The organism is Nocardia sp. GCM10030253 (assembly GCF_042675075.1).
Lineage (GTDB): Bacteria > Actinomycetota > Actinomycetes > Mycobacteriales > Mycobacteriaceae > Nocardia.
The window spans coordinates 498,913-519,982 of the sequence record NZ_JBHTDL010000004.1 but is presented as its reverse complement, the minus strand read 5'-3'; the positions used below and the strand labels follow the sequence as shown (position 1 = coordinate 519,982).

Below are 21,070 nucleotides of genomic sequence, written 5' to 3'. Positions count from 1 at the left end.
CGAGCCGATCATCGCTCGGTTCGTGATGGCGTTTGCTCCCGAACCAAAGGACGTGTCTCGTCATGGTCGCCATTAGCCTTGGGCTCATATTTCTATTCATCCTGGTGTCCGGTGGGCTGCGGTCCATCGAGGTCGGGTGTCAGAACACGCAGAAGATCTATGTGCGGAACGTGTGGCTGTGCGCGGTGTTCTCATATGGCGTTGCGTTGGCTGGGTTTTTGATTTTCCTGGCGGTATCGAGGGTGGTGGCACCGTCGGCGTGGCCAACCCTCGATGACGTGCGAAACATGCCGTGGTGGGCGCCGTTCGGTGGCCTGATCGGCGGTGTGGCCGTGGTCGGCATGATCACCGTTGCCAAGTATGTCGGCGTGGCAACGTTCAACGCGGTCATCATCGTGAGCGAGATGCTGGTCGCACTGGTGATGGACGACCTGGGTCTCATGGGGTTCGCCACCAGGGAGTTGACGGCACCCCGCGTGGTGGGCGCCATATTGATCACGGTCGCGGTCTATGTGATGGCCAGCGACTCGGCGAAGCAAGAACCCACCTCCAGCACCACAGTTCCTGTCGAAGGGATCGCCCGATGACTACCACAACCACAACCACGACCGAGGTCGAGACCCGCCCGACGCTGCCGCGCTCGGCACTTGCCCTGGTCTTCGTGTTCCTGCTGGCCGGCGGCGCGCTGCGGTCCATCGAGGCCGGGTGTCAGAACACGTTGAAGTTGGCGCTGAAGAACGTGTGGTTGTGCGGCGTGGTCTCCTATGCGGTGGCCCTCATCGGTGTCGGTATCATTCTCGTTGTCTCGCTTATGGTTTCGTCGAATCGACAGTGGCCGACCCGAGCCGACCTCGCGGCCATGCCCAAATGGGCGCCCTTCGGCGGCCTTACCGGCGGCGCGGCGATCTTCGCAATGATCACCGTCGCCTCCAGTGTCGGAATCGGCACGTTCAACGCCTTGATCATCGGCGGTCAGATGTTTCTCGCAACAGCGATGGACCACTACGGGGTGATGGGGTTCCCGCGTCGCCGGATCAATGCCCAACGAATCGCCGCGTGCGCCATGATCATCGTCGGCTCGTACTTGATGGCGAAATACTGAGATGGCATCCGATCGTCACGCGGCGGGTGAGCCGAGGCGCTGAATCGATCCGGCGGGGTAACCGACACGGCAGCCTGAGAGAGAGATAGTCTCCTTCTTGCAACGTTGCCGCGGGTGAGGAGATCCGGAATGGCCGAGACGAAGCGCACAGAGTCGGGGACCGCCGAGTTGGCGGCGCTGCAGGCCGGCGGGTGCACGCCACAGCAGGCGTGGCAGCTCTTCGATCGCCTCCCCGCCGTGCGGACCGCGGAGATCACGACCGGACGCTGGCGTGGCGAAGAATTGGACACCCGGCATCCGTTTGCCGGTGTGCTGGTCGCATCGGGCTGGTACGGCAAGCAGTTCGATACCGCCGATACCGTCCACCCGCTGTTGTTCGCCGACGAGTCCGGAACCGTGTTCCCCGTCGATCCGCGCCGGGTCCCGCTCGGCCTCGCCGGTCGAGTGCCGTTGGCGGGCGTGCGTATGGTCCGCAAATCGCTGCGCGTCGTCGGATCGGTGCTCCGAACCCGCACGCCCGCAGCACGTTTGCGCGATATCGAGTATCGCGGCGTGCTGAGTGCCGGGATGATCTACGACCATCTGCCGATCATCGATCACTTCCGGCGCGTCGACGAACGCACCCTGCTAGGGGTGATGGATCTGCGCGGCATGACCGAACCGTATTTCTTCGTGCTGCGCCGAGAGACCGTCTGACTCGACGTTCGGCCGCTACCAGCACGATTGTGGCCTCCCGCCGCGCGACCCGCACTACGATCGATCACAGGCTGAGCGTTATCACCGACACGTTTGCACATCGGCGCCTGTGACATGTCTTCGGGCGCGTGAGCACGGAGGAGGCCGGTCGATGGATCGCACGACATGTTTGGTGGTCGGTGGTGGCCCCGCTGGAATGGTGTTGGGACTGCTCCTCGCTCGCGCCGGTATCGACGTCATGGTGCTCGAGAAGCACAAGGATTTCCTGCGCGATTTCCGTGGCGACACCGTGCATCCCACGACCCTCGATCTACTCGACGAACTAGGACTCGGCGAGGAATTCGCGAAACTGCGCGCACGCAAGCTCGATCAGATCCAGCTGCCGATCGGCGGGTCGACACAGCCGCTGGCCACGCTGAAATATCTGCCAGGCAAGCACAAATACATCGCCATGGTGCCGCAATGGGATCTGCTCGACCTACTTGCCCGATCGGCCGACCAAGAGCCGAGTTTCCGGCTGCGCATGAATACCGAAGCGATGGAAGTGATCCGGGACGGCGGCCGGATATGCGGCGTCGGCTACCGGACCGCCGACGGTAACACCGGAGAAATCCGCGCCGACCTCACCGTGGCCTGCGACGGCCGCGACTCGATACTGCGCGCTGCCGCGGGCCTGCGCTCGCACAGTTGGCCGACGCCGATGGACGTGTGGTGGTTCCGCTTGCCGCGCACCAACATCGACCCTGCGGGCGCGATCGCCGTCGTCAACGCCAACCGCGCGGCGGTGCTACTCGACCGCGGCGACTACTGGCAGTGCGCGACCCTCATCGCCAAGGGCAGCGACCAGGCGGTCCGCGGCGGCCCGGTCTCCGAGATCGTGCGCAGCATGGCCGACGCCGCGCCCTGGCTGCGGGATCGCGTACACGCCCTGCACAGCTGGGACGAGGTGAAACTACTCGACGTCAAGCTCGATCGCCTGCAACGGTGGTACACCGACGGCCTGCTGTGTATCGGCGATGCCGCTCACGCCATGTCCCCGGCCGGGGGAGTCGGCATCAACCTCGCCGTCCAAGACGCTGTCGCCGCCGCGAGAATTCTTGCCGCGCCGCTGTGTTCGGGCACCGTGTCGGAAGCGCAGCTGGCCGCGGTGCAACGCCGTCGCACCGCACCGACCGTGGTAACCCAAGGCCTGCAACGCTTTCTGCACGCCAGAGTGATCCGACCGGCAGTGGCAGGACGAATCGACATCGCCAACGCCGCCCGAGCGCCGTTGCCACTGCGAATATTCCGCCGTACCCCCTTCGTCCGCGGCATTCTGCCGTTCCTGCTCGCGCGCGGCATACTGCCCGAACACGCCCCTGACTTCGCCCGTCGCGAAGCCTGATCCGCTCGGCCGCGCCGCGCCGACACTCGGTGCACGACTACCCGGTCCGTCGATCACAAGCCAAGGGCGGGTGTGAATCCCGCGACCGGGTGCGAGGTACCCCGGACAGGTTGTCGGACGGTTCAGTCAGCCGATCGGTTCCGTGGCTGGGTTGGCCACCCAGCCCGCGACGACGGCCAGCCCGGTCGGGCGGTGCACCGCGACAAAACCGAATGGGCGGTCGAAGACGACGGAGACGGTGGTGACGAGGCGTTCGGGAGGGAGGCTTGCAGCGCGTGCCATGTTGAACGCGGTGACGGTGGCGGCCTCGAAACCGGTTCGAGTGAATCGCGCGAGCACTTCTTGTGCGCCCTGCGTCACGTACAGCGGGTCGGGGGAGATCTCGGGGAAATGGCCGTGGGTGCTGTCGGTCGCTGTTGCCAGACCGAATAACTCGGGCTGTGCACAGAGGTTGTGCGCCGATCGGATCTCGAAGGGCGGCAGGCGAACTTCTAGCAGATCTCGCCGCGACCGCCCGGTGTGCGTGCGCACTGTGAGGCCGGGGCCGGTGGTTCCCTCGGGCAGCTCGGTGCGGATCGGCACCGCACCGCACAGCGCACCGAGACCGGCCGCGAGAACGACATCCGGGGTCGCCGCGCCGAGCAGCAGGTGCACGTCCACGTCGGCCGTGCCGGTCACGACCACCCGGGTGATCGGAGTCGGTCCATGGAGGATCGAGGCATCGGCGAGGCGGCTGGTGACGCGTTCGAGACCGGGCCCACGGTGCCGGTGCCAAGGGCCGGTTTCGAACGCCAACTCGACCGCATCGAACGGTGTTTCCCACGTGGTCTTCGCCGCAAGGGCCGTGGCGAGGACGAGCACGGTGTCGCGGTCGATGCGCAGCGGGAACTTCTCGATGAGTCCACCGGTGTGCTTGTCGGCCCACTCATCGAGGGCGCCCTGCTCTCCGAGTCGGTCGATGGTGCCCACAGGTAGCTGTCGCGCCCAATCCTCGTGCAGTGGTAGGTCAGCACGGACCCAGAGTCCGAGGGCGGCCGATACGTCCTCGGCGGCGGCGAGTGTCCCGAGCAGCTCCAGCGCCGCGGTGGTAGCCACGTCGGCAGACACCCCGATAGCGGCTTCCAGTTCGGACCGCGCCCGACCCTCCGCAGCAGCGGTCAGCAGCGCCAACAGTGGCCACAAACCGGCGCCGGACACGACGAAGTCGTCGTCACCTGCCGCGGCGCACCACCGCGCGGTCAGATCATTGGCCGCGACTACATGCGGCACCACAGATGTCTGCACCGCACCCACGATATTCGCCGAATCCGTCCGGCGCTTTCGCGCTGCCACCCGGTGTCGGGCGACGTGGCCCATCGAAGCTGATAGTGAGTGCCGCGATCGGAATCCGGAATTGTCTCGGCGGCGTCGCGTGATGCGGTGGGCCATTGCCAGGCAATGGCCCACCACGGGCTCATGCCTCGATCGACTCGGGGCGGAGGATGATCTTGCCGACGGGGGAGCGATCGTCAACCAGCTGATGGGCCCGGCTCGCTTCGCTCAGTGGCAGGACCGCGTCCACGAGCGCATGGAGGTTTCCGGAGGCCGCACGCTCGAGCGTTGCGGTGCGGGCTTGCGCGACTCGGGCCAGCCAATCCGGGCCTGCGCAGCCGGTGAGGGTCAGGCCGCGGGTGAGGAGGTCTGCGACGCCGACCTGGGCAGGTGCACCGGAGAGCCAGCCGTAGCTGAGCATCCGGCCGCGCAGCGGTGTCATGGCGGCGAGTACGTCGACGGCGGTGGGGCCGCCGATCGAGTCGAAGACGACGTCGACCGTGGCGTCGCCGAGTGTTTCGCGCAGCCGGGTCGGCCACTGCGGATCATTGTGATCGATCACCTCGTCGGCGCCGAGTTCCCGAGCCCTTGCGGACTTTTCGGGGCCGCCCGCGGTCGCGATCACGCGGGCCGCACCGTACTCCTTGGCGAGTTGCGTGAGCGCACTGCCGACACCCGTCGCGGCCGCCTCGATCAGCACCGTCTCGGTGCCGGTGAGGGCAGCGGTCTCCAGCAGCGGCAGCGCTACCGATCCGCTCATCAGCACCGATGCCGCGTCGACCGCCGAGACGCCGTCCGGAATTCGGACCGCGGAACCCGCGGGCGCGCACACCAGTTCGGCATAGGCCCCGAAACCCATGGTTTCCACGGCAACTCGCTGTCCGATCAGGTCGGCATCGACTCCGGGCCCGACCTCGACGACCACGCCTGCCGCCTGAAAGCCGAACACCAGCGGCGGCTCGACGGGCATCGGGAACTGTCCCGAGCGCAGCATGGTCTCCGGGAAGAGAACCGGAATCGCCTCGGCGCGGATCACCAGTTCACCCGGTCCCGGCCGCGGCGCGGGAACCTCGCGGGCGACCAGTACCTCGGGTCCGCCGATGCCCGTCATTACGATTGCCTTCATCGATAACTCCATAAGTTGACTGTCGGTCCAGATGTTGGCAACGATATGGACCGGCGGTCAACTTGTCAATGAAGGTGGTGGAATGGCCGACGAACGCCCAAGGGAGCGAGCGGATGCGGCGCGTAACCGGCGGGCGATCCTCGAAGCGACTGCCGCGCTGCTCGCCGAACACGGTGCCGACGCCCTGACCATGGATCGGGTCGCGGCCGCGGCGGGGGTGGGCAAGGGCACGATCTTCCATCGCTTCGGCAATCGCGCGGGACTGCTGCACGAGATGATCGCCGAGAGCACCTTCGCGCTGATGGACGCCGTTCGTACCGGTCCGCCGCCGCTCGGGCCAGGGGCTCCAGCCGATGTCAGGCTGGTGGCCTTCTTCGACGCGTTCGTGCGATTGATGACCGACAACATCGAGGTGACGGTCGCCTACCTGCAGGGTCCGCCGCACCCGCAGGCCGCCGAGATCCACGAATTCTGGGATGCGCACATCACCGCACTGCTGCGCGAGGCGCGCCCGGACGTGGACGCCGAGGTGGTCGGCAGGCTGCTGCTCGGAGCATTAGGCGGCGCAAATGTGCCGCAGATGGCCCGCTCCGGCGAAACGGAGCGGCTGCGCGCTGCGGTGCGGGAACTGGTCGAGTCGGTACTGCGCATACCGTGAGCGTCGCCGCTTGTCCTACTCGAGGCGAAACAGACTGCGGCAGTCGCGATTCGGGTCTGAACCGCGCATCCCGTCGCGTCGGTTCCCGCTCGGTCGTGCGCCAGGTTCGTGCCGAAAACCGACTTCGGTAGCGGCGATCGGGTCCGGATTGCGCAACCCGGTGGCTCAGTCGTGCGCCAGGATGGCGTCGAAACGTTCGTCGGCACGGTCGAGCTGGTCGAGGATGTGGCGTTTGACGTGATCGGCGAGCGGGGTATCCGCGCGGGTGACGAGCTCACGATAAACGTCGGTCAGCGGGCGGTATTTGGTGGCGAGCTTCGCCATGTGGGGGCCGTCGGCGTACAGGATGCCCACGCCGTTGTCGGTGAAGTCGGACAGCTTGACGACCCGGGCCCACGGCGCCCGATCGAGATTGGCCGCGACATGTGCTCGGTACTGGACGTGCCGGTCGATCGACGGATCCGGTTCCGGATTCGTCACGGCGGCAACGATGTCGGCCACCCGAGCGCCGAATCGTTCGGACAGCTCGGCCAGCGCGGCGGTGGTCGCCGGGCCGAGGCGGTCGCCTGCCAGCTCGGTCGCGTGATCCTCGACCGCATCGTGTAACAGGCCCGCCGCCACCAGATCGGCATCCCGGACCTCATAGTGGCTGATGATCCGAATCGCCACGCGCAGCAGATGATTGAGATACGGTTCCCGCCCGTAGCGGTCGTCGCGGTGCAGCTCGTCGGCCAGGTCGAGGGCTCGGGTGAGCCGTTCGGCCTCGGGTAGCTCCGCGATTTCCAGTAGTAGTCGCTCACGCAGTCCGGATTCGCCGTAGACCTCGCTGATCGTATGCAGCGGCATCACGGCCAAAACCCCCGCCCCAGGATTGCTCATACGGTCAATCTATCGGTGCGGCTGTGGACGGCGCTGTGCTCTGTGCCACTCCGGCGGAGTCGCCGAAAAATGCGTTGCCGGTTCCTGTGACTCGTGGTGTTCTGGTCAGGCACGCGAGGCAGGAACTGGAGGTGACCGTGGCCGCGCACGACAAACGGCCGCGACGAGGTTCGGCCACCGACGAGATGTTGAAATTGCACCGCCGCACCATGGTGCTGGACGGACGGGTCTATACGGTGATCAGCCTGCGCCCCGGCAGCGATTTCCGCTTCTCCACCAATCGTTTTCACGACACCTGGCACGTCTTGTCGGACTGGCGGGGTTCGCGCGTGCTGGCCAGGCTGCTGTGGGGTCTGGCGTATCAGCGACGGCCCGGCACTGTGGTGGTGATCGATCCGGAACACCTGGATCCGAACCCGTTCGACGCGGCACCCGCCGATCCGATCGTGTTGGTGCCCTCGGAGCTGACGGTATTCACGCGCGCCGCCGCGGTAGCGCTGCACCGGCAACTGCCGTTCCGGCAGCGTTCGGAGGGCACCGTGCGCTGGCAGACCTTCGGCCTGCGGCAGGCCGTTGACGAATTGCGGGAATGGCGATCGCGCGCCCCCGGTGAGCGGATCTGGCCGCACCGGGATCGCTCGCCCCGATCGGCCTGGGTCGATCGCCTCGGCGGGCAGATCACGATCTTCGGTGCACCCGATCAATTGCGTAGTTGGGCAACCGATCTCGCGACACTCGGCACCTATGCCTACGACGGCATGGACTACACATACCTGGACGAGGCCGACTACAACGGCGAGGTCCAGATATTCCGCCAGTATCGGCGGAAGGTGAACATCGCGAGCCAAGCTCGGGCCGAGGTGCTCGCGCGCGGGAACGGGAATATCGAGGATTTGGACAGCGCCATATGGTCGCACGCCGCGACAGTCCGGCGCCGCCGCTTCCCGGCAATCGAGGAACCCACGGTAGTCGACTGATCACGCTCCAGCGCGAACAGCGCCGCAACAGCGAAATCTATTGCGGCGCTGTCCTGTATGCGACCGCCGGCAAGGTTCTCCGCCAGATGATCCACCGACGAAATGCCTGGAACGGGCAGCACGACAGGCGATCTGCGCAACGACCAGGCCAGCGCGGTCCGCACTGGATCCGTCCTTATCCCGCCTGCGGAACCAAGGTGTTCTGCCTGGCCGCAGTCCACCACCGGCCTTCCTGCTTCACCAGCACATACAGCGCGATCATCGCGGGATCGATATCGATGAGCTCGCCGTCCGCGGTCGTCGCCCGCGCGACCTTGTGCGCGATCGCGACATCGGGCCGTAGGAACACGATGTCGGTGACCTCGTAGTGCACATACTCGTTCTTCAGGAATCCCGCCAACCCTTGCCGATTCGCTTCCAGCAGCGCCGCTGTTCCGGTGATCTGCACGCCGACTGCATTCACCACAGCCGCATCGGCAGTGAAATCGGCGGTCATCAACTCGGCGTTATTGGTGTTGTAACCGGTCTCGACATTGGTGATGATCTGCCTTATCGCGGCGATGTCGGAGGTGTGGTCGACGGTGGTGTCCGCGACGACCGGCGGTTGAATCGTGGGTGTGCTCATGGCGATCAGCCTTCTACCTCAACTATGGTTGAGGTCAAATGTGGTCGCGGTTGTCTGGATCACAGCCGATGATCGGCGGATGCCAGGTGATGCGGCGGCCGAGCGCGCATACGGGCGTCGAGATCCGTTAGTCACCACAACCTTCCGGCCCGGAGTCAGCGCACATTGCGAGGGCGGAACTGAATGCTGATTCGCGGTCCCGCAGGCTTGCGGGTCTTGGGGACCGCGTGTTCCCAGGTGCGCTGGCAGGAGCCGCCCATGACCAGGAGGTCGCCGTGGCCCACCGTGTAGCGGAGGCTCTCGCCGCCGCCGCGTGGCCGCAGCAGTAGAGCGCGAGGTGCGCCGACCGACACGATCGCGACCATCGTGTCGTGGGTGGCGCCGCGGCCGGAGGTGTCGCCGTGCCAGGCGACGCTGTCACGTCCGTCGCGGTAGAAGCAGAGGGCCGCCGTCCGGAAAGGTTCGCCGAGTTCGCGCCGGTAGTGCTTGCTCAACGCGTCGCGCGCATCGTCGAGTATCGGATCCGGCAGCGCGTGGTCTTCCTCGTAGAAGCAGAGCAGCCGCGGCACATCCACCACTCGGTCGTACATCGGTCGCCGCTCGGCCTGCCATGGCACCTCGTCGACCAGGCGCTCGAACAATGTGTCCGCACCGCTGAGCCAACCCGGCAGCACATCCACCCAGGCCCCGCTGCTCAGCTGTGTCCGTCGGATCCGGTCGAGCGTCCCGACGTGGACATCATCGAACCCGTCGAGCAGCGAACCCTGGAATGGTGTCGACATGACGTCGAATCTACGTCGAATCGAACGTATGTGCTAGTTCCATGCTCGGAATGTCGCAGTATGGAAAGGTGCTGGACGGTGCGTCGCGCGCGGGCGCCGGCGACGCCGAACTCGACCGTCATATCTCGTCGACGGTTGTATCGGGATACCCGTCGGGCGGCGCAGCGCCGCGGGTGCCCGCGACGCCGACCGAATTGTCCGTGCCGGGAAGTCGTTTCCGTGGCCGGGCCCACAGCGGCGTCGTGGCCGGGCTCACAGCCCGATATGCCTGGTGAAAGCGGTGCTCGGAGCGCTGCTAGGCTGCTTGCCGTAAGACATCCTTTAACGGACCGTCCGGTGAGGCGGGGAAGGAGGTCGGCATGGCCGTGCCCGAAGATCGGGCCGCCAAGTCCGGCGCTGGCGAGGGATCGCAGCGACACGCACCCGAGTGGGTGGAGGCGGGACGCGAGCTGCTGTCGCCGTCGGATGTCGGCCGGACCGTCGCACGTATCGCGCATCAAATCATCGAGAAGACCGCCCTGGATTCGGGCGATCCCGACGCCCCGCGCGTCGTGTTGATCGGAATCCCCACCCGCGGCACCACGCTCGCCGCCCGGCTGACCGAGAAGATCGAGGAATTCTCCGGTGTGCGCCCGGCGCTCGGGTCACTCGACATCACCCTCTACCGCGACGATCTGCGCAGCCGCCCGCACCGGCCGCTGGAACGCACCTCCGTGCCCGAAGGCGGCATCGAGGACGCGCTGGTCGTGCTTGTCGACGACGTGCTGTTCTCCGGCCGCACCGTGCGCTCCGCACTGGACGGGCTGCGCGATCTCGGCAGGCCGCGCAGCGTGCAGCTGGCGGTGCTCATCGACCGCGGCCACCGCGAACTGCCGATCCGCGCCGATTTCGTCGGCAAGAACGTCCCGACCTCGCGCAGCGAGGACATCTCCGTACTTTTCACCGAGCACGACGGCCGCGATGGCGTCTATTTGCATCAGGAGGCAGAAGCGTGAGGCATCTGCTGACGGTGACCGATCTGGATCGCGTCACCGCGACGGAGCTGCTGGACGAGGCCGAACGTTTCGAGCAGGCCTTGCTCGGCCGTGAGGTGCACAAGCTGCCGACGCTGCGCGGTCGCACCGTCATGACGGTGTTCTACGAGAACTCCACAAGGACCCGGGTGTCGTTCGAGGTCGCGGGCAAGTGGATGAGCGCCGACGTGATCAACGTCAGCGCGAGCAGCTCCTCGGTCTCCAAGGGAGAATCGTTGCGCGACACCGCGCTGACACTGCACGCGGCGGGCGCCGACGCGCTCATCGTGCGGCACCCGGCCTCCGGCGCAGCGCATCAGATCGCGCGCTGGATGGATGCCTGGGCGGTGCAGTCGGGCCGTGGCTCGGGTCCGGCGATCATCAACGCAGGCGACGGCACTCACCAACACCCGACCCAGGCGCTGCTGGATGCGCTGACGCTGCGGCAGCGCCTCGGCGACATCGAGGGCAAGCGCGTGGTGATCGTCGGCGACATCCTGCACAGCAGGGTCGCCCGGTCGAATGTCTTCCTGCTTGCCACGCTCGGCGCCGAGGTGGTGCTGGTCGCGCCGCGCACGTTGCTGCCGGTCGGTGCGGAGAGTTGGCCCGCGCGGATCTCGAGCAGTCTCGACGCCGAATTGCCCGGCGCCGACGCGGTGTTGATGCTGCGCGTGCAGGCGGAGCGGATGAACGGCGGGTTCTTCCCCTCGGCCCGCGAGTACTCGGTGAACTACGGACTCTCGGAGCGGCGGATGGCGCTGCTGGACGAACACGCGGTCGTCCTGCATCCGGGGCCGATGCTGCGTGGCATGGAAATCGCCTCGCCCGTTGCGGACTCACCGAAGTCCGCGATCTTGCAACAGGTGACGAACGGAGTGCATATGCGGATGGCCGTGCTTTTCCGGCTGCTGGTCGGCACCCAGGAGGCGGTGGCATGACAGAGCTGCTGCTGCGGGGTGTTCGTCCGTACGGCGAGGGGGAGCCGGTCGACGTGCTGGTGCGCGACGGTGTGATCGCCGCGATCGGTACCGATCTCGACACGGGCGACGACACCGAGGTGATTTCGGCGCAGGGTCAGGTTCTGCTGCCCGGCTTCGTCGACCTGCACACCCACCTGCGCGAACCAGGGCGTGAGGACACCGAGACCATCGAATCCGGTTCGGCCGCGGCCGCACTCGGCGGATACACCGCGGTGTTCGCGATGGCCAATACCAACCCGGTCGCCGACTCGGTGGTCGTCACCGACCACGTGTGGCGACGCGGCCGAGAGGTCGGACTCGTCGACGTGTACCCGGTGGGCGCGGTCACCGTCGGCCTGGAGGGCAAGCAGCTCGCGGAGATGGGCACCATGGCCGCCGGAGTCGGCGCGGTGCGCATGTTCTCCGACGACGGCCACTGCGTGTACGACCCACTGCTGATGCGCCGCGCGCTCGAATACTCGAACTCGTTGGGCGTGCTCATCGCACAGCACGCGGAGGAGCCGCGGCTCACCCAGGGTGCGGTCGCGCACGAGGGCCCGACCGCCGCCCGGCTCGGCCTGGCAGGCTGGCCACGCGCCGCCGAGGAGTCGATCGTCGCCCGCGACGCGCTGCTCGCCCGCGATGCGGGTGCCCGCGTGCACATCTGCCACGCCTCCACCGCCGGCACCGTCGAGTTGGTCAAATGGGCAAAGGCGCAAGGCATTTCGATCACCGCCGAGGTCACCCCGCACCATCTGCTGCTCGATGATTCGCGGCTGGAAACCTACGACGCGGTCAACAAGGTGAACCCGCCGCTGCGTGAGGCTTCCGACGCGGCGGCGCTGCGTCAGGCGCTGGCCGATGGCATCCTCGACTGCGTCGCCACCGACCACGCCCCGCACGCCGAACAGGACAAGTGCTGCGAATTCGCCGCCGCGCGTCCCGGCATGCTCGGCCTGGAGACCGCGCTGTCGATCATCGTGCAGACCATGGTCGAGCCGGGGCTGCTGGACTGGCGCGGCGTTGCCCGCGTAATGAGCGAGCGCCCCGCCGAAATCGTCGGACTAGACGAACACGGCAGGCCCATCGAGGTCGGCGAACCGGCGAATCTCACGCTGGTCGACCCGGAGGCGACCTGGACGGTGCGAGCTACCGAGCTCGCCAGCATCTCGAACAACACACCGTTCGAGGCGATGACGTTCCCGGCCCGAGTGACAACGACGTTGCTCCGGGGCGTGGTGACTGCCCGTGAGGGCAAAGCGGTGGGGAACCGAGGAGGTCCGTAAGTGGAAAGAACGCTGTGGGTGGTCGGACTGCTTGCGCTGTTCGCGCTGTGTGTCTGGCTGATGTACCGAGGCTGGCAGAGCCGGGCCGAGCGCCAAGCGGCGAGCATCGGTGAGCTGCCGAGCGTGCCGGCCGACTGCGGCGCGCAACTGCTGGAGCCGACCACCGGAATGTATCTCGGCAGCACCTTCGCGCCCAGCTGGCAGAACCGGATTGCGGTAGGCGACTTGGGCTTCCGGGCCACAGCGGAACTCACGAGGTTCGAACGCGGAATTCTGCTCGAACGCGACGGTGCGACGGTGATCTGGATTCCACAGGAGTCCATCACAGCCGTGCGCACCGAACGCGGGCACGCGGGCAAGGTCATGACGGAAGATGGTGTGCTGGTAATTCGCTGGAAGCTGCCCACCGGAACCGAGGTAGATACCGGTTTCCGGGGCGACGACAAGACGGTGTACCCGGCTTGGCGAGCGGATCCGACCAGCGCGACGACGGGAGAAGACGAATGAATGCAGGATCGCGCAGCGATTCGACGGGGGGCGGTGGTCCGGCGACGGGAGGGCCGGCCGAAGCAGCAGCTCTGGTACTGGAAGACGGGCGGGTGTTCCGCGGCACGGCCTACGGCGCCGTGGGTGAGACGCTGGGTGAGGCGGTGTTCTGCACCGCGATGACCGGGTACCAGGAGACCCTCACCGACCCCAGCTATCACCGGCAGATCGTGGTGGCAACGGCTCCGCAGATCGGCAACACCGGATGGAACGACGAGGACGACGAGTCCTCGAAGATCTGGGTCGCGGGCTACGCGATCCGCGACGCGTCGCGGATCGCGTCGAACTGGCGCGCCACCGGGACACTGCAGGACCAGCTGGATCGTCAGCGCGTCGTCGGCATCGCGGGCATCGACACCCGCGCTCTGGTGCGCCACCTGCGCACCCGCGGTTCGATGAAGGCGGGCATCTTCTCCGGTGCCGCGCTTGCCGACACCGACCAGTTGCTGGCCAGGGTGAACGGTCAGCCCTCGATGCTCGGCGCGGATCTGGCCCAAGAGGTCAGCACCGATGCGCTCTACACCATCGAGCCGGTCGGCGACCCCCGCTTCACGGTGGTCGCGGTCGATCTCGGCATCAAGACCAACACCCCGCGCATGTTCGCCGAGCGCGGGATGCGGGTGCACGTGGTGCCCTCGACCACCTCGCTGGACCAGATTCTGGCGCTGAACCCGAACGGGGTTTTTCTGTCCAACGGTCCCGGTGACCCGGCCACCCAGGACGGTGCGGTCGCGATCACCCAGGGCGTGCTGGAGAAAGGCCTGCCGCTGTTCGGCATCTGCTTCGGCAACCAGATCCTCGGCCGGGCGTTCGGTCGCAAGACCTACAAGATGAAGTTCGGCCACCGCGGCATCAATATCCCGGTCGTCGAGAAGGAAACCGGCCGCATCTCGATCACCGCGCAGAACCACGGCTTCGCGCTGGAGGGTGAAGCGGGGGAGCAGTTCGACACGCCCTTCGGCCGCGCTGAGGTCAGCCACGTCTGTGCCAACGACGGCACCGTCGAAGGTGTCCGTCTGATCGACGGCCGCGCGTTCTCTGTGCAGTACCACCCGGAGGCCGCCGCGGGACCCCACGATGCCGCTTATCTCTTCGACCGTTTCGCCGGTCTCATGGAAGGAGCCTGATGCCTCGCCGCGAGGATCTCAAGCACATCCTGGTGATCGGCTCGGGCCCGATCGTTATCGGCCAGGCCTGTGAATTCGACTATTCCGGCACCCAGGCGTGCCGGGTGCTGCGGGCCGAGGGCCTTCGGGTTTCGCTGGTGAACTCCAACCCGGCGACCATCATGACCGACCCGGAGTTCGCGGATTCCACCTACGTGGAACCGATTACGCCGGAGTTCGTCGAGAAGGTCATCGAGAAGGAACGCCCCGACGCCATTCTCGCCACCCTCGGTGGGCAGACCGCGCTCAATACCGCTGTCGCCCTGCACGAGCGCGGTGTGCTGCAGAAGTACAACGTCGAGCTGATCGGCGCCGACTTCGACGCCATCCAGCGCGGTGAGGACCGCCAGAAGTTCAAGGACATCGTTGCCAAGGTCGGTGGCGAGAGCGCACGCTCCGCGGTGTGCCACACCATGGACGAGGTGCGTGCCACCGTCGCCGAGCTCGGTTTCCCGGTCGTCGTTCGCCCCTCCTTCACCATGGGCGGCCTCGGTTCCGGCATGGCCTACAACGACGAGGATCTCGACCGTATCGCCGGCGGCGGCCTCGCCGCCTCGCCCACCGCGAACGTGCTCATCGAGGAATCCATCCTCGGCTGGAAGGAATTCGAGCTCGAGCTGATGCGTGACAGTCGCGACAACGTCGTGATCGTCTGCTCGATCGAGAACGTGGACCCGATGGGCGTGCACACCGGTGACTCGGTCACCGTCGCACCGGCCATGACCCTCACCGACCGCGAGTACCAGAAGATGCGCGACCTCGGCATCGACATCCTGCGCGAGGTCGGCGTCGACACCGGCGGCTGCAACATCCAGTTCGCGGTGGACCCGCGTGACGGCCGTCTGATCGTCATCGAGATGAACCCGCGCGTCTCGCGTTCGTCTGCATTGGCTTCCAAAGCAACGGGTTTCCCGATCGCAAAGATCGCCGCCAAGCTGGCCATCGGCTATACCTTGGACGAGATCGTCAACGACATCACCAAGGAAACCCCCGCCTGCTTCGAGCCGACCCTGGACTACGTGGTCGTCAAGGCGCCGCGGTTCGCGTTCGAGAAGTTCCCCGGCGCCGACCCGACACTGACCACCACCATGAAGTCGGTGGGCGAGGCAATGTCGCTGGGCCGCAACTTCTCCGAGGCTCTCGGCAAAGTGCTGCGGTCGCTGGAGACCAAGGCCGCGGGCTTCTGGACACAAGAAGACGGCAAGTGGACCGATGTCGAGTCCATCCTGGAGGATCTGCGCACCCCGACCGAGGGCCGCATCTACCAGGTGGAGCGCGCACTGCGCCTCGGCGCGAATATCGAGGACGTCGCCAAGGCCTCCGGCATCGACCCATGGTTCGTCGCCGAGGTCGCCGGACTGGTCGAGCTGCGCCAGGAGATCATCGACGCACCCGTGCTCGACGAGTCGCTGTTGCGGCGTGCCAAGCACTACGGCCTTTCCGACCGTCAGATCGCCGCGCTGCGTGCGGAACTCGCGGGCGAGACCGGCGTGCGTACCCTGCGCCACCGGCTCGGTATCCGGCCGGTCTTCAAGACCGTCGACACCTGCGCCGCCGAATTCGAGGCCAAGACCCCGTATCACTACTCGACCTACGAGCTGGATCCCGCCGCCGAGTCCGAGGTGGCACCGCAGCGTGAGCGCGACAAGGTGATCATCCTCGGTTCCGGCCCGAACCGGATCGGCCAGGGCATCGAGTTCGACTACTCGTGTGTCCACGCGGCGACGACCCTGTCGCAGGCCGGCTACGAGACGGTGATGGTCAACTGCAACCCGGAGACCGTCTCCACCGACTACGACACCGCCGACCGGCTCTACTTCGAGCCGCTGACCTTCGAGGATGTGCTCGAGGTCTTCCACGCGGAGTCCGAATCCGGCACCGTCGCCGGTGTCATCGTGCAGCTGGGCGGGCAGACCCCGCTCGGGCTCGCGCAGCGGCTCACCGACGCGGGCGTCCCGGTGGTCGGCACCAGCGCCGCCGCCATCGACCTGGCCGAGGACCGCGGCGAGTTCGGTGACGTGCTCGTCGCCGCGGGCCTGCCCGCGCCGAAGTACGGCACCGCGACCACCTTCGCCCAGGCCAAGAAGATCGCCGCGAGCATCGGCTACCCGGTGCTGGTTCGACCGTCCTACGTGCTCGGCGGGCGCGGCATGGAGATCGTCTACGACGAGCAGTCCCTGGAGGGCTACATCTCCCGCGCCACCGAGCTCAGCCCTGAGCATCCGGTGCTGGTCGACCGGTTCCTGGAAGACGCCATCGAGATCGACGTCGACGCACTGTGCGACGGCGAGGAGGTCTACCTCGGCGGCGTGATGGAACACATCGAAGAGGCGGGCATCCACTCCGGCGACTCCGCCTGCGCGCTGCCGCCGATCACCTTGGGCCGCAGCGATATCGAGGCCGTCCGCCGGTCCACGATCGCGCTTGCCAAGGGTATCGGCGTCAAGGGCCTGCTGAACGTGCAGTACGCGCTCAAGGACGACGTGCTCTACGTGCTCGAGGCCAATCCCCGTGCCAGCCGTACGGTTCCGTTCGTGTCCAAGGCCACGGCGGTGCCGCTGGCCAAGGCCGCCGCGCGAATCACGATGGGCGCGTCCATCGCCGAGCTCCGCAAGGAAGGCATGCTGCCCGCCGAGGGCGACGGCGGGCACGTCCCGCTGGACGCGCCGGTCGCGGTGAAGGAAGCGGTGCTGCCGTTCCACCGGTTCCGCAAGGCCGATGGCACCGGTGTGGATTCGCTGCTCTCGCCGGAGATGAAGTCCACCGGCGAGGTCATGGGCATCGATGCCGACTTCGGCACCGCGTTCGCCAAGAGCCAGGCCGCCGCCTATGGCTCGCTGCCCACCGAGGGCACCGTGTTCGTCTCGATCGCCAACCGCGACAAGCGCGCCATGGTGTTCCCGGTGAAACGCCTGCACGACCTGGGCTTCCGTATCCTGGCCACCGAGGGTACGGCGGAAATGCTGCGCCGCAATGGAATTCCGTGTGAACAGGTGCGCAAGCACTCGGACCCGGCATCCGGAGGCGAGGTGCCGATCGCGTCGATCGTGGAGCAGATCCGCGACGGCGAGGTCGACATGGTGTTCAACACCCCCTACGGCAATTCCGGACCCCGCGTCGACGGATACGAAATCCGCACCGCCGCGGTCGGTGTGAATATTCCGTGCATCACCACGGTGCAGGGCGCGGCCGCCGCCGTGCAGGGCATCGAGGCGACCATCAACGGTGGCATCGGGGTGCGCTCCCTGCAGGAACTGCATTCGGCGCTTCGTGGTTGACGATCGCTCGAATGATGAAGGAGACGGTGCGATGAAGACGTTCGGTACCCGGCTGCGGCACGCGATGCGGCATTTCGGGCCACTGTGCGTCGGCATCGACCCGCATCCGCAACTGCTCGACGCGTGGGGCCTGACCGATGATGTCGACGGACTCGAAGCGTTCGCCGAGACCTGTGTCGAGGCCTTCGACGGTCGCGTTGCGCTGGTCAAACCACAGGTGGCGTTCTTCGAGGCCTATGGGTCTGGTGGTATCGCGGTGCTGGAGCGCACGATCAGCGTGCTGCGTGCCTCCGGCACCCTGGTGCTGGCCGACGCCAAGCGCGGTGACATCGGCTCCACCATGGACGCCTATGCCCGTGCCTGGCTCGGCGACGGCGCGCTCGGCTCGGACGCGGTGACGGTGTCGCCCTATCTCGGATTCGGCTCGCTCGACCCGGCATTCGGCTTGGCCGAGCAGAACCACCGCGGCGTCTTTGTCCTCGCGGCCACCTCGAATCCCGAAGGCGCCCAGCTGCAGCGCATTACCGCCGCCGACGGCCGGACCATCGCCCAGGCCATGGTCGATGCGGCGGCCGAACGCAATGCGGGCGCCGAGTTCGGTTCCGTCGGAGTCGTTGTCGGTGCCACCCTCACCGAGGCCCCCGACCTGAGCAAGCTCAACGGGCCGATCCTCATGCCGGGCGTCGGCGCGCAGGGCGGGGGAGCTGACTCCATCCGCGCCCTGGTGCCCGCCGCGAGCCTCGGTGCGGTCGTGCCCACTGCCTCGCGTGAAGTGCTCGCGGCGGGTCCGTCCGTCTCGGCGCTGTGCGCGAGGACGGCTGAGCTCCAGGAAGCTTTCGCGTTCCTGCAGCGCTGAACCGGCTGACATCAGGTCAGGCCGAACGTGGCGGTGGTGGCCGCCACCGGGTCGGCAGGTCCGAGGCTCCGGCCGAGGCGACCACCACGGTCAGGACCGACGCCGGGCAACTGTTCGGCGATCTGTCCGTCCAGTCGGATCCGCCCTCGTCCGCCAGCTGTAGCACTACTGTCCCGACGAATGTCTTTGCGACGCTGCCGATTCGGAAGTGACTGTTCGTGCCGAGCTGTCCACGATGGGCGAGACCAGCCGTGTTTGCCGCACCCACCCGTGCGCCCGCCGTATCCGACACTCGCAGTACGACATCCGTTGCCGACGTTGCCGCGACCCGCGCCGCGCCAGCGGCCATGGCTTCCTCCCGTGGCGACGCCGTGACCTGCGCGAATGTCAGTGCCGACACGAAGATGAGCGAGCCGGGCACCGCCGCGATTCGAATCGGTTTCTTGTGCATGGTGTTCGACGCTCCGGCCGACCGAAACACCACGACGATGCGGTAATCCCCGCGATGTGCTGCGGATGCCGCACCCCTTGCTGCGGTCGGACCGACCGGACCAGGGTGGTCGGCTCTACTGTCCGGATGCCGCTGTGTTCCCAGCGTCGAGGACATGGATACGACAATGGATTCGAACGGCAGCGAACTCACAGGCATCGCAGATTGGGCGGTGGATGTGATGGGGAATGGCGCTGCGTCGCCGGCCGTCCGGTCACCGCGCGGCAAGCTGACTCGCAGTGCGCGTCGTGCTCGGCGTGTTGATCAGGGTGATCCGAGCGCTGCTCGTGGAGGTGCCATGCGCATAACGCCGGCCGACGATTCGACACTGCTGCGTGAGCGCCGAGGTGATCTGCGATGAGTCGTACGTCACCCGTAGCGCTGTGCGAAGCGCATCGACGCCGTCTTCACCGAGCTCGACCTGCCCGAGTGCGGCGCACAACCGACGCGTGCTTGCCATTCCCGAGTATCTCCGTGCCGACGCCGCCGCGATGTGATCGGTCCGGTGCCGAGATGGGGCGTGTGGGCGGCTGGCCGCCCGGCTACGCCGGTTTCGGGCCGAAGGGGCACACGGATGTGGTCGCCGGGATCGGGCGGCTCTGCGATCGATTTCGGCGGTTCGCGGGCGGACTCATAGCCCTGTTCTCGGCGTTCGGAGCGCCCCGACACGCGAAAGGCGGCGCGACACGCGGAAAAATCCGAGAAAGTTCCTGGTCGGACGGGCGCCCAGTTGCTGGGGCCACACGTCGTGCCGTCGCAATCTCCCCGCTATCCCTATGTGAGACTGAAAACGCCCTGCGTACGGGGCATTTCGGTGATTCGGCGGTAGTATCAGCGCAGCGAGCGAGAGGCCGGACGGATCCGGCCGGGTCCGCCCCTACGACATCGGCGAATCATGCGCTGACCTGGGGGGTGGGTTCGCAATCGGCGGACGTCGTGGGTACGGTCGCTGAGACTGCTGGGTTACCGGCAGGAGTTAATGCAATGAACGATGAGACGGAGGAACCGTGGCCCTTCCCCAGCTGACTGACGAGCAGCGCGCCGCTGCTTTGGAGAAGGCGGCTGCCGCTCGCCGTGCTCGGGCGGAGCTCAAGGAGCGCCTGAAGCGTGGCGGCACCGACCTGAAGCAGGTCCTCACCGACGCCGAGTCCGATGAGATTCTCGGCAAGATGAAGGTGTCGGCACTGCTCGAGGCTCTGCCCAAGGTGGGCAAGGTCAAGGCGGCGGAGATCATGAGCGAGCTGGAGATCGCCCCCACCCGGCGTTTGCGCGGACTGGGTGACCGGCAGCGCAAGGCGCTGCTCGCCCGATTCGACTTCGCCTGACAACGAAGGTGATCGGACACACGCGGAAGGGTCGACTGGTTGTACTGGTCGGCCCCTCGGCCGTGGGTAAGTCCACTGTGGTGCGCTGCGTCCGTGAGCGGCTGCCCCACTTGGTCTTCAGTGTGTCGGCAACGACCCGGGCCCCCAGGCCCGGGGAGGTCGACGGCCGGGACTATCGGTTCGTCACGCGAGAAGAGTTCGACGCCATGATCGAGGCGGGCGAACTACTCGAGTGGGCGGACATCCACGGAGGATTGCAACGTTCCGGTACCCCCGCGGGTCCGGTGCGTGAGGCAATGGCCGCCGGACTGCCGGTGCTCGTCGAGGTGGATCTCGAGGGTGCGCGGTCGGTGCGCAAGGCCATTCCCGAAGCGCTGCTGGTGTTCCTTGCCCCGCCCAGCTGGGACGAATTGGTCGCCCGGCTGCGGTCGCGCGGCACCGAATCGCCCGAAGTAATCGAGCGCAGGCTGGAAACCGCCAGGACGGAATTGGCGGCCTGTGACGAGTTCGACATCGTCATAGTGAACGACGAGGTGACCAGCGCGTGTGAGCAGTTGGTATCGTTGTTTGTTAGCACAAATTCGAGTTCGTGACCCCCCACCCCCGCAGGA

General features: G+C 66.8%; 23 protein-coding genes. 16 read left to right on the top strand and 7 right to left on the bottom strand.

What is annotated here, in order from left to right; genetic code table 11:
* Positions 1 to 62: 62 nt before the first annotated feature.
* From ACFQZZ_RS06475 to ACFQZZ_RS06460, 4 genes are all read left to right on the top strand, one after another.
* Complete coding sequence (locus ACFQZZ_RS06475) at positions 63 to 587, top strand: DMT family transporter (RefSeq protein ID WP_378675354.1); 525 nt, start codon at positions 63 to 65, stop codon at positions 585 to 587.
* Positions 584 to 1,102 (top strand): DMT family transporter, encoded by a 519-nt coding sequence (locus tag ACFQZZ_RS06470; RefSeq protein ID WP_378675351.1) that lies wholly within the window; start codon positions 584 to 586, stop codon positions 1,100 to 1,102. Before ACFQZZ_RS06475 ends, ACFQZZ_RS06470 begins: the two co-directional genes overlap by 4 nt.
* 129 nt (positions 1,103 to 1,231) lie before the next feature.
* A complete protein-coding gene (locus ACFQZZ_RS06465) occupies positions 1,232 to 1,798 on the top strand; it encodes a DUF4334 domain-containing protein (protein ID WP_378675349.1) in 567 nt (188 codons plus the stop codon).
* 151 nt (positions 1,799 to 1,949) lie between these two features.
* Positions 1,950 to 3,182: an FAD-dependent oxidoreductase gene (locus tag ACFQZZ_RS06460; protein WP_378675346.1), complete on the top strand. Its 1,233-nt coding sequence runs from the start codon at positions 1,950 to 1,952 to the stop codon at positions 3,180 to 3,182.
* A gap of 126 nt (positions 3,183 to 3,308) precedes the next feature.
* Here ACFQZZ_RS06460 and ACFQZZ_RS06455 read toward each other — a convergent pair whose 3' ends face one another.
* Positions 3,309 to 4,466, bottom strand: coding sequence for a serpin family protein (locus ACFQZZ_RS06455; protein WP_378675343.1), 1,158 nt, complete (start codon positions 4,464 to 4,466; stop codon positions 3,309 to 3,311).
* A 169-nt stretch (positions 4,467 to 4,635) separates the two neighbouring features.
* Positions 4,636 to 5,619: a zinc-binding alcohol dehydrogenase family protein gene (locus tag ACFQZZ_RS06450; protein ID WP_378675341.1), complete on the bottom strand. Its 984-nt coding sequence runs from the start codon at positions 5,617 to 5,619 to the stop codon at positions 4,636 to 4,638.
* 82 nt (positions 5,620 to 5,701) lie between these two features.
* On the opposite strand from ACFQZZ_RS06450, the gene ACFQZZ_RS06445 reads away from it, so the two are divergent.
* Positions 5,702 to 6,277: a helix-turn-helix domain-containing protein gene (locus ACFQZZ_RS06445; RefSeq protein WP_378675338.1), complete on the top strand. Its 576-nt coding sequence runs from the start codon at positions 5,702 to 5,704 to the stop codon at positions 6,275 to 6,277.
* Positions 6,278 to 6,442: 165 nt separating this feature from the next.
* Here ACFQZZ_RS06445 and ACFQZZ_RS06440 read toward each other — a convergent pair whose 3' ends face one another.
* Positions 6,443 to 7,156, bottom strand: coding sequence for an HD domain-containing protein (locus tag ACFQZZ_RS06440; protein ID WP_378675335.1), 714 nt, complete (start codon positions 7,154 to 7,156; stop codon positions 6,443 to 6,445).
* 131 nt (positions 7,157 to 7,287) lie between these two features.
* Between ACFQZZ_RS06440 and ACFQZZ_RS06435 the strand changes: the two genes are divergently transcribed.
* On the top strand, positions 7,288 to 8,133 hold the full coding sequence (locus ACFQZZ_RS06435; RefSeq protein WP_378675332.1) for a hypothetical protein: 846 nt from the start codon (positions 7,288 to 7,290) through the stop codon (positions 8,131 to 8,133).
* A 175-nt stretch (positions 8,134 to 8,308) separates the two neighbouring features.
* Here ACFQZZ_RS06435 and ACFQZZ_RS06430 read toward each other — a convergent pair whose 3' ends face one another.
* Together ACFQZZ_RS06430 and ACFQZZ_RS06425 are read right to left on the bottom strand one after the other, a co-directional pair.
* A complete protein-coding gene (locus tag ACFQZZ_RS06430) occupies positions 8,309 to 8,758 on the bottom strand; it encodes an SgcJ/EcaC family oxidoreductase (RefSeq protein ID WP_378675329.1) in 450 nt (149 codons plus the stop codon).
* A 155-nt stretch (positions 8,759 to 8,913) separates the two neighbouring features.
* Positions 8,914 to 9,540, bottom strand: a complete 627-nt coding sequence (locus tag ACFQZZ_RS06425; protein ID WP_378675327.1) for an alpha-ketoglutarate-dependent dioxygenase AlkB — start codon at positions 9,538 to 9,540, stop codon at positions 8,914 to 8,916.
* 50 nt (positions 9,541 to 9,590) lie between these two features.
* On the opposite strand from ACFQZZ_RS06425, the gene ACFQZZ_RS06420 reads away from it, so the two are divergent.
* The 8 genes from ACFQZZ_RS06420 to pyrF all read left to right on the top strand — a co-directional run bounded on the left by ACFQZZ_RS06420 (position 9,591) and on the right by pyrF (position 18,644).
* Entirely contained in the window at positions 9,591 to 9,815 is a 225-nt protein-coding gene (locus ACFQZZ_RS06420; protein WP_378675324.1) for a hypothetical protein, read from the top strand.
* A gap of 84 nt (positions 9,816 to 9,899) precedes the next feature.
* Positions 9,900 to 10,535, top strand: a complete 636-nt coding sequence (gene pyrR, locus ACFQZZ_RS06415; RefSeq protein ID WP_378675321.1) for a bifunctional pyr operon transcriptional regulator/uracil phosphoribosyltransferase PyrR — start codon at positions 9,900 to 9,902, stop codon at positions 10,533 to 10,535.
* Positions 10,532 to 11,491: an aspartate carbamoyltransferase catalytic subunit gene (locus tag ACFQZZ_RS06410; RefSeq protein ID WP_378675318.1), complete on the top strand. Its 960-nt coding sequence runs from the start codon at positions 10,532 to 10,534 to the stop codon at positions 11,489 to 11,491. Before pyrR ends, ACFQZZ_RS06410 begins: the two co-directional genes overlap by 4 nt.
* On the top strand, positions 11,488 to 12,798 hold the full coding sequence (locus ACFQZZ_RS06405; protein WP_378675315.1) for a dihydroorotase: 1,311 nt from the start codon (positions 11,488 to 11,490) through the stop codon (positions 12,796 to 12,798). The genes ACFQZZ_RS06410 and ACFQZZ_RS06405 overlap by 4 nt, the downstream gene beginning before the upstream one ends.
* Positions 12,799 to 13,305, top strand: a complete 507-nt coding sequence (locus ACFQZZ_RS06400) for a transporter (protein WP_378675312.1) — start codon at positions 12,799 to 12,801, stop codon at positions 13,303 to 13,305.
* Positions 13,302 to 14,471 carry a glutamine-hydrolyzing carbamoyl-phosphate synthase small subunit gene (gene carA, locus ACFQZZ_RS06395; RefSeq protein ID WP_378675309.1) on the top strand — a complete coding sequence of 390 codons (1,170 nt, stop codon included), beginning with the start codon at positions 13,302 to 13,304 and terminating at the stop codon, positions 14,469 to 14,471. The genes ACFQZZ_RS06400 and carA overlap by 4 nt, the downstream gene beginning before the upstream one ends.
* Positions 14,471 to 17,788, top strand: coding sequence for a carbamoyl-phosphate synthase large subunit (carB, locus tag ACFQZZ_RS06390; protein ID WP_378675306.1), 3,318 nt, complete (start codon positions 14,471 to 14,473; stop codon positions 17,786 to 17,788). Before carA ends, carB begins: the two co-directional genes overlap by 1 nt.
* A 31-nt stretch (positions 17,789 to 17,819) precedes the next feature.
* The gene (gene pyrF, locus ACFQZZ_RS06385) at positions 17,820 to 18,644 is read left to right on the top strand and encodes an orotidine-5'-phosphate decarboxylase (RefSeq protein WP_378675303.1); all 825 of its coding nucleotides are present in this window, start codon (positions 17,820 to 17,822) and stop codon (positions 18,642 to 18,644) included.
* Between the two features lie 16 nt (positions 18,645 to 18,660).
* Here pyrF and ACFQZZ_RS06380 read toward each other — a convergent pair whose 3' ends face one another.
* Positions 18,661 to 19,095 carry a serine hydrolase gene (locus ACFQZZ_RS06380; protein WP_378675300.1) on the bottom strand — a complete coding sequence of 145 codons (435 nt, stop codon included), beginning with the start codon at positions 19,093 to 19,095 and terminating at the stop codon, positions 18,661 to 18,663.
* A 253-nt stretch (positions 19,096 to 19,348) separates the two neighbouring features.
* The gene (locus tag ACFQZZ_RS06375) at positions 19,349 to 19,594 is read right to left on the bottom strand and encodes a hypothetical protein (RefSeq protein WP_378675297.1); all 246 of its coding nucleotides are present in this window, start codon (positions 19,592 to 19,594) and stop codon (positions 19,349 to 19,351) included.
* Positions 19,595 to 20,141: 547 nt separating this feature from the next.
* Here ACFQZZ_RS06375 and mihF point away from each other — a divergent pair.
* Complete coding sequence (gene mihF, locus ACFQZZ_RS06370) at positions 20,142 to 20,459, top strand: integration host factor, actinobacterial type (protein ID WP_040692163.1); 318 nt, start codon at positions 20,142 to 20,144, stop codon at positions 20,457 to 20,459.
* Positions 20,460 to 20,467: 8 nt separating this feature from the next.
* Entirely contained in the window at positions 20,468 to 21,052 is a 585-nt protein-coding gene (gene gmk, locus ACFQZZ_RS06365; RefSeq protein WP_378675293.1) for a guanylate kinase, read from the top strand.
* Positions 21,053 to 21,070: the final 18 nt, after the last annotated feature.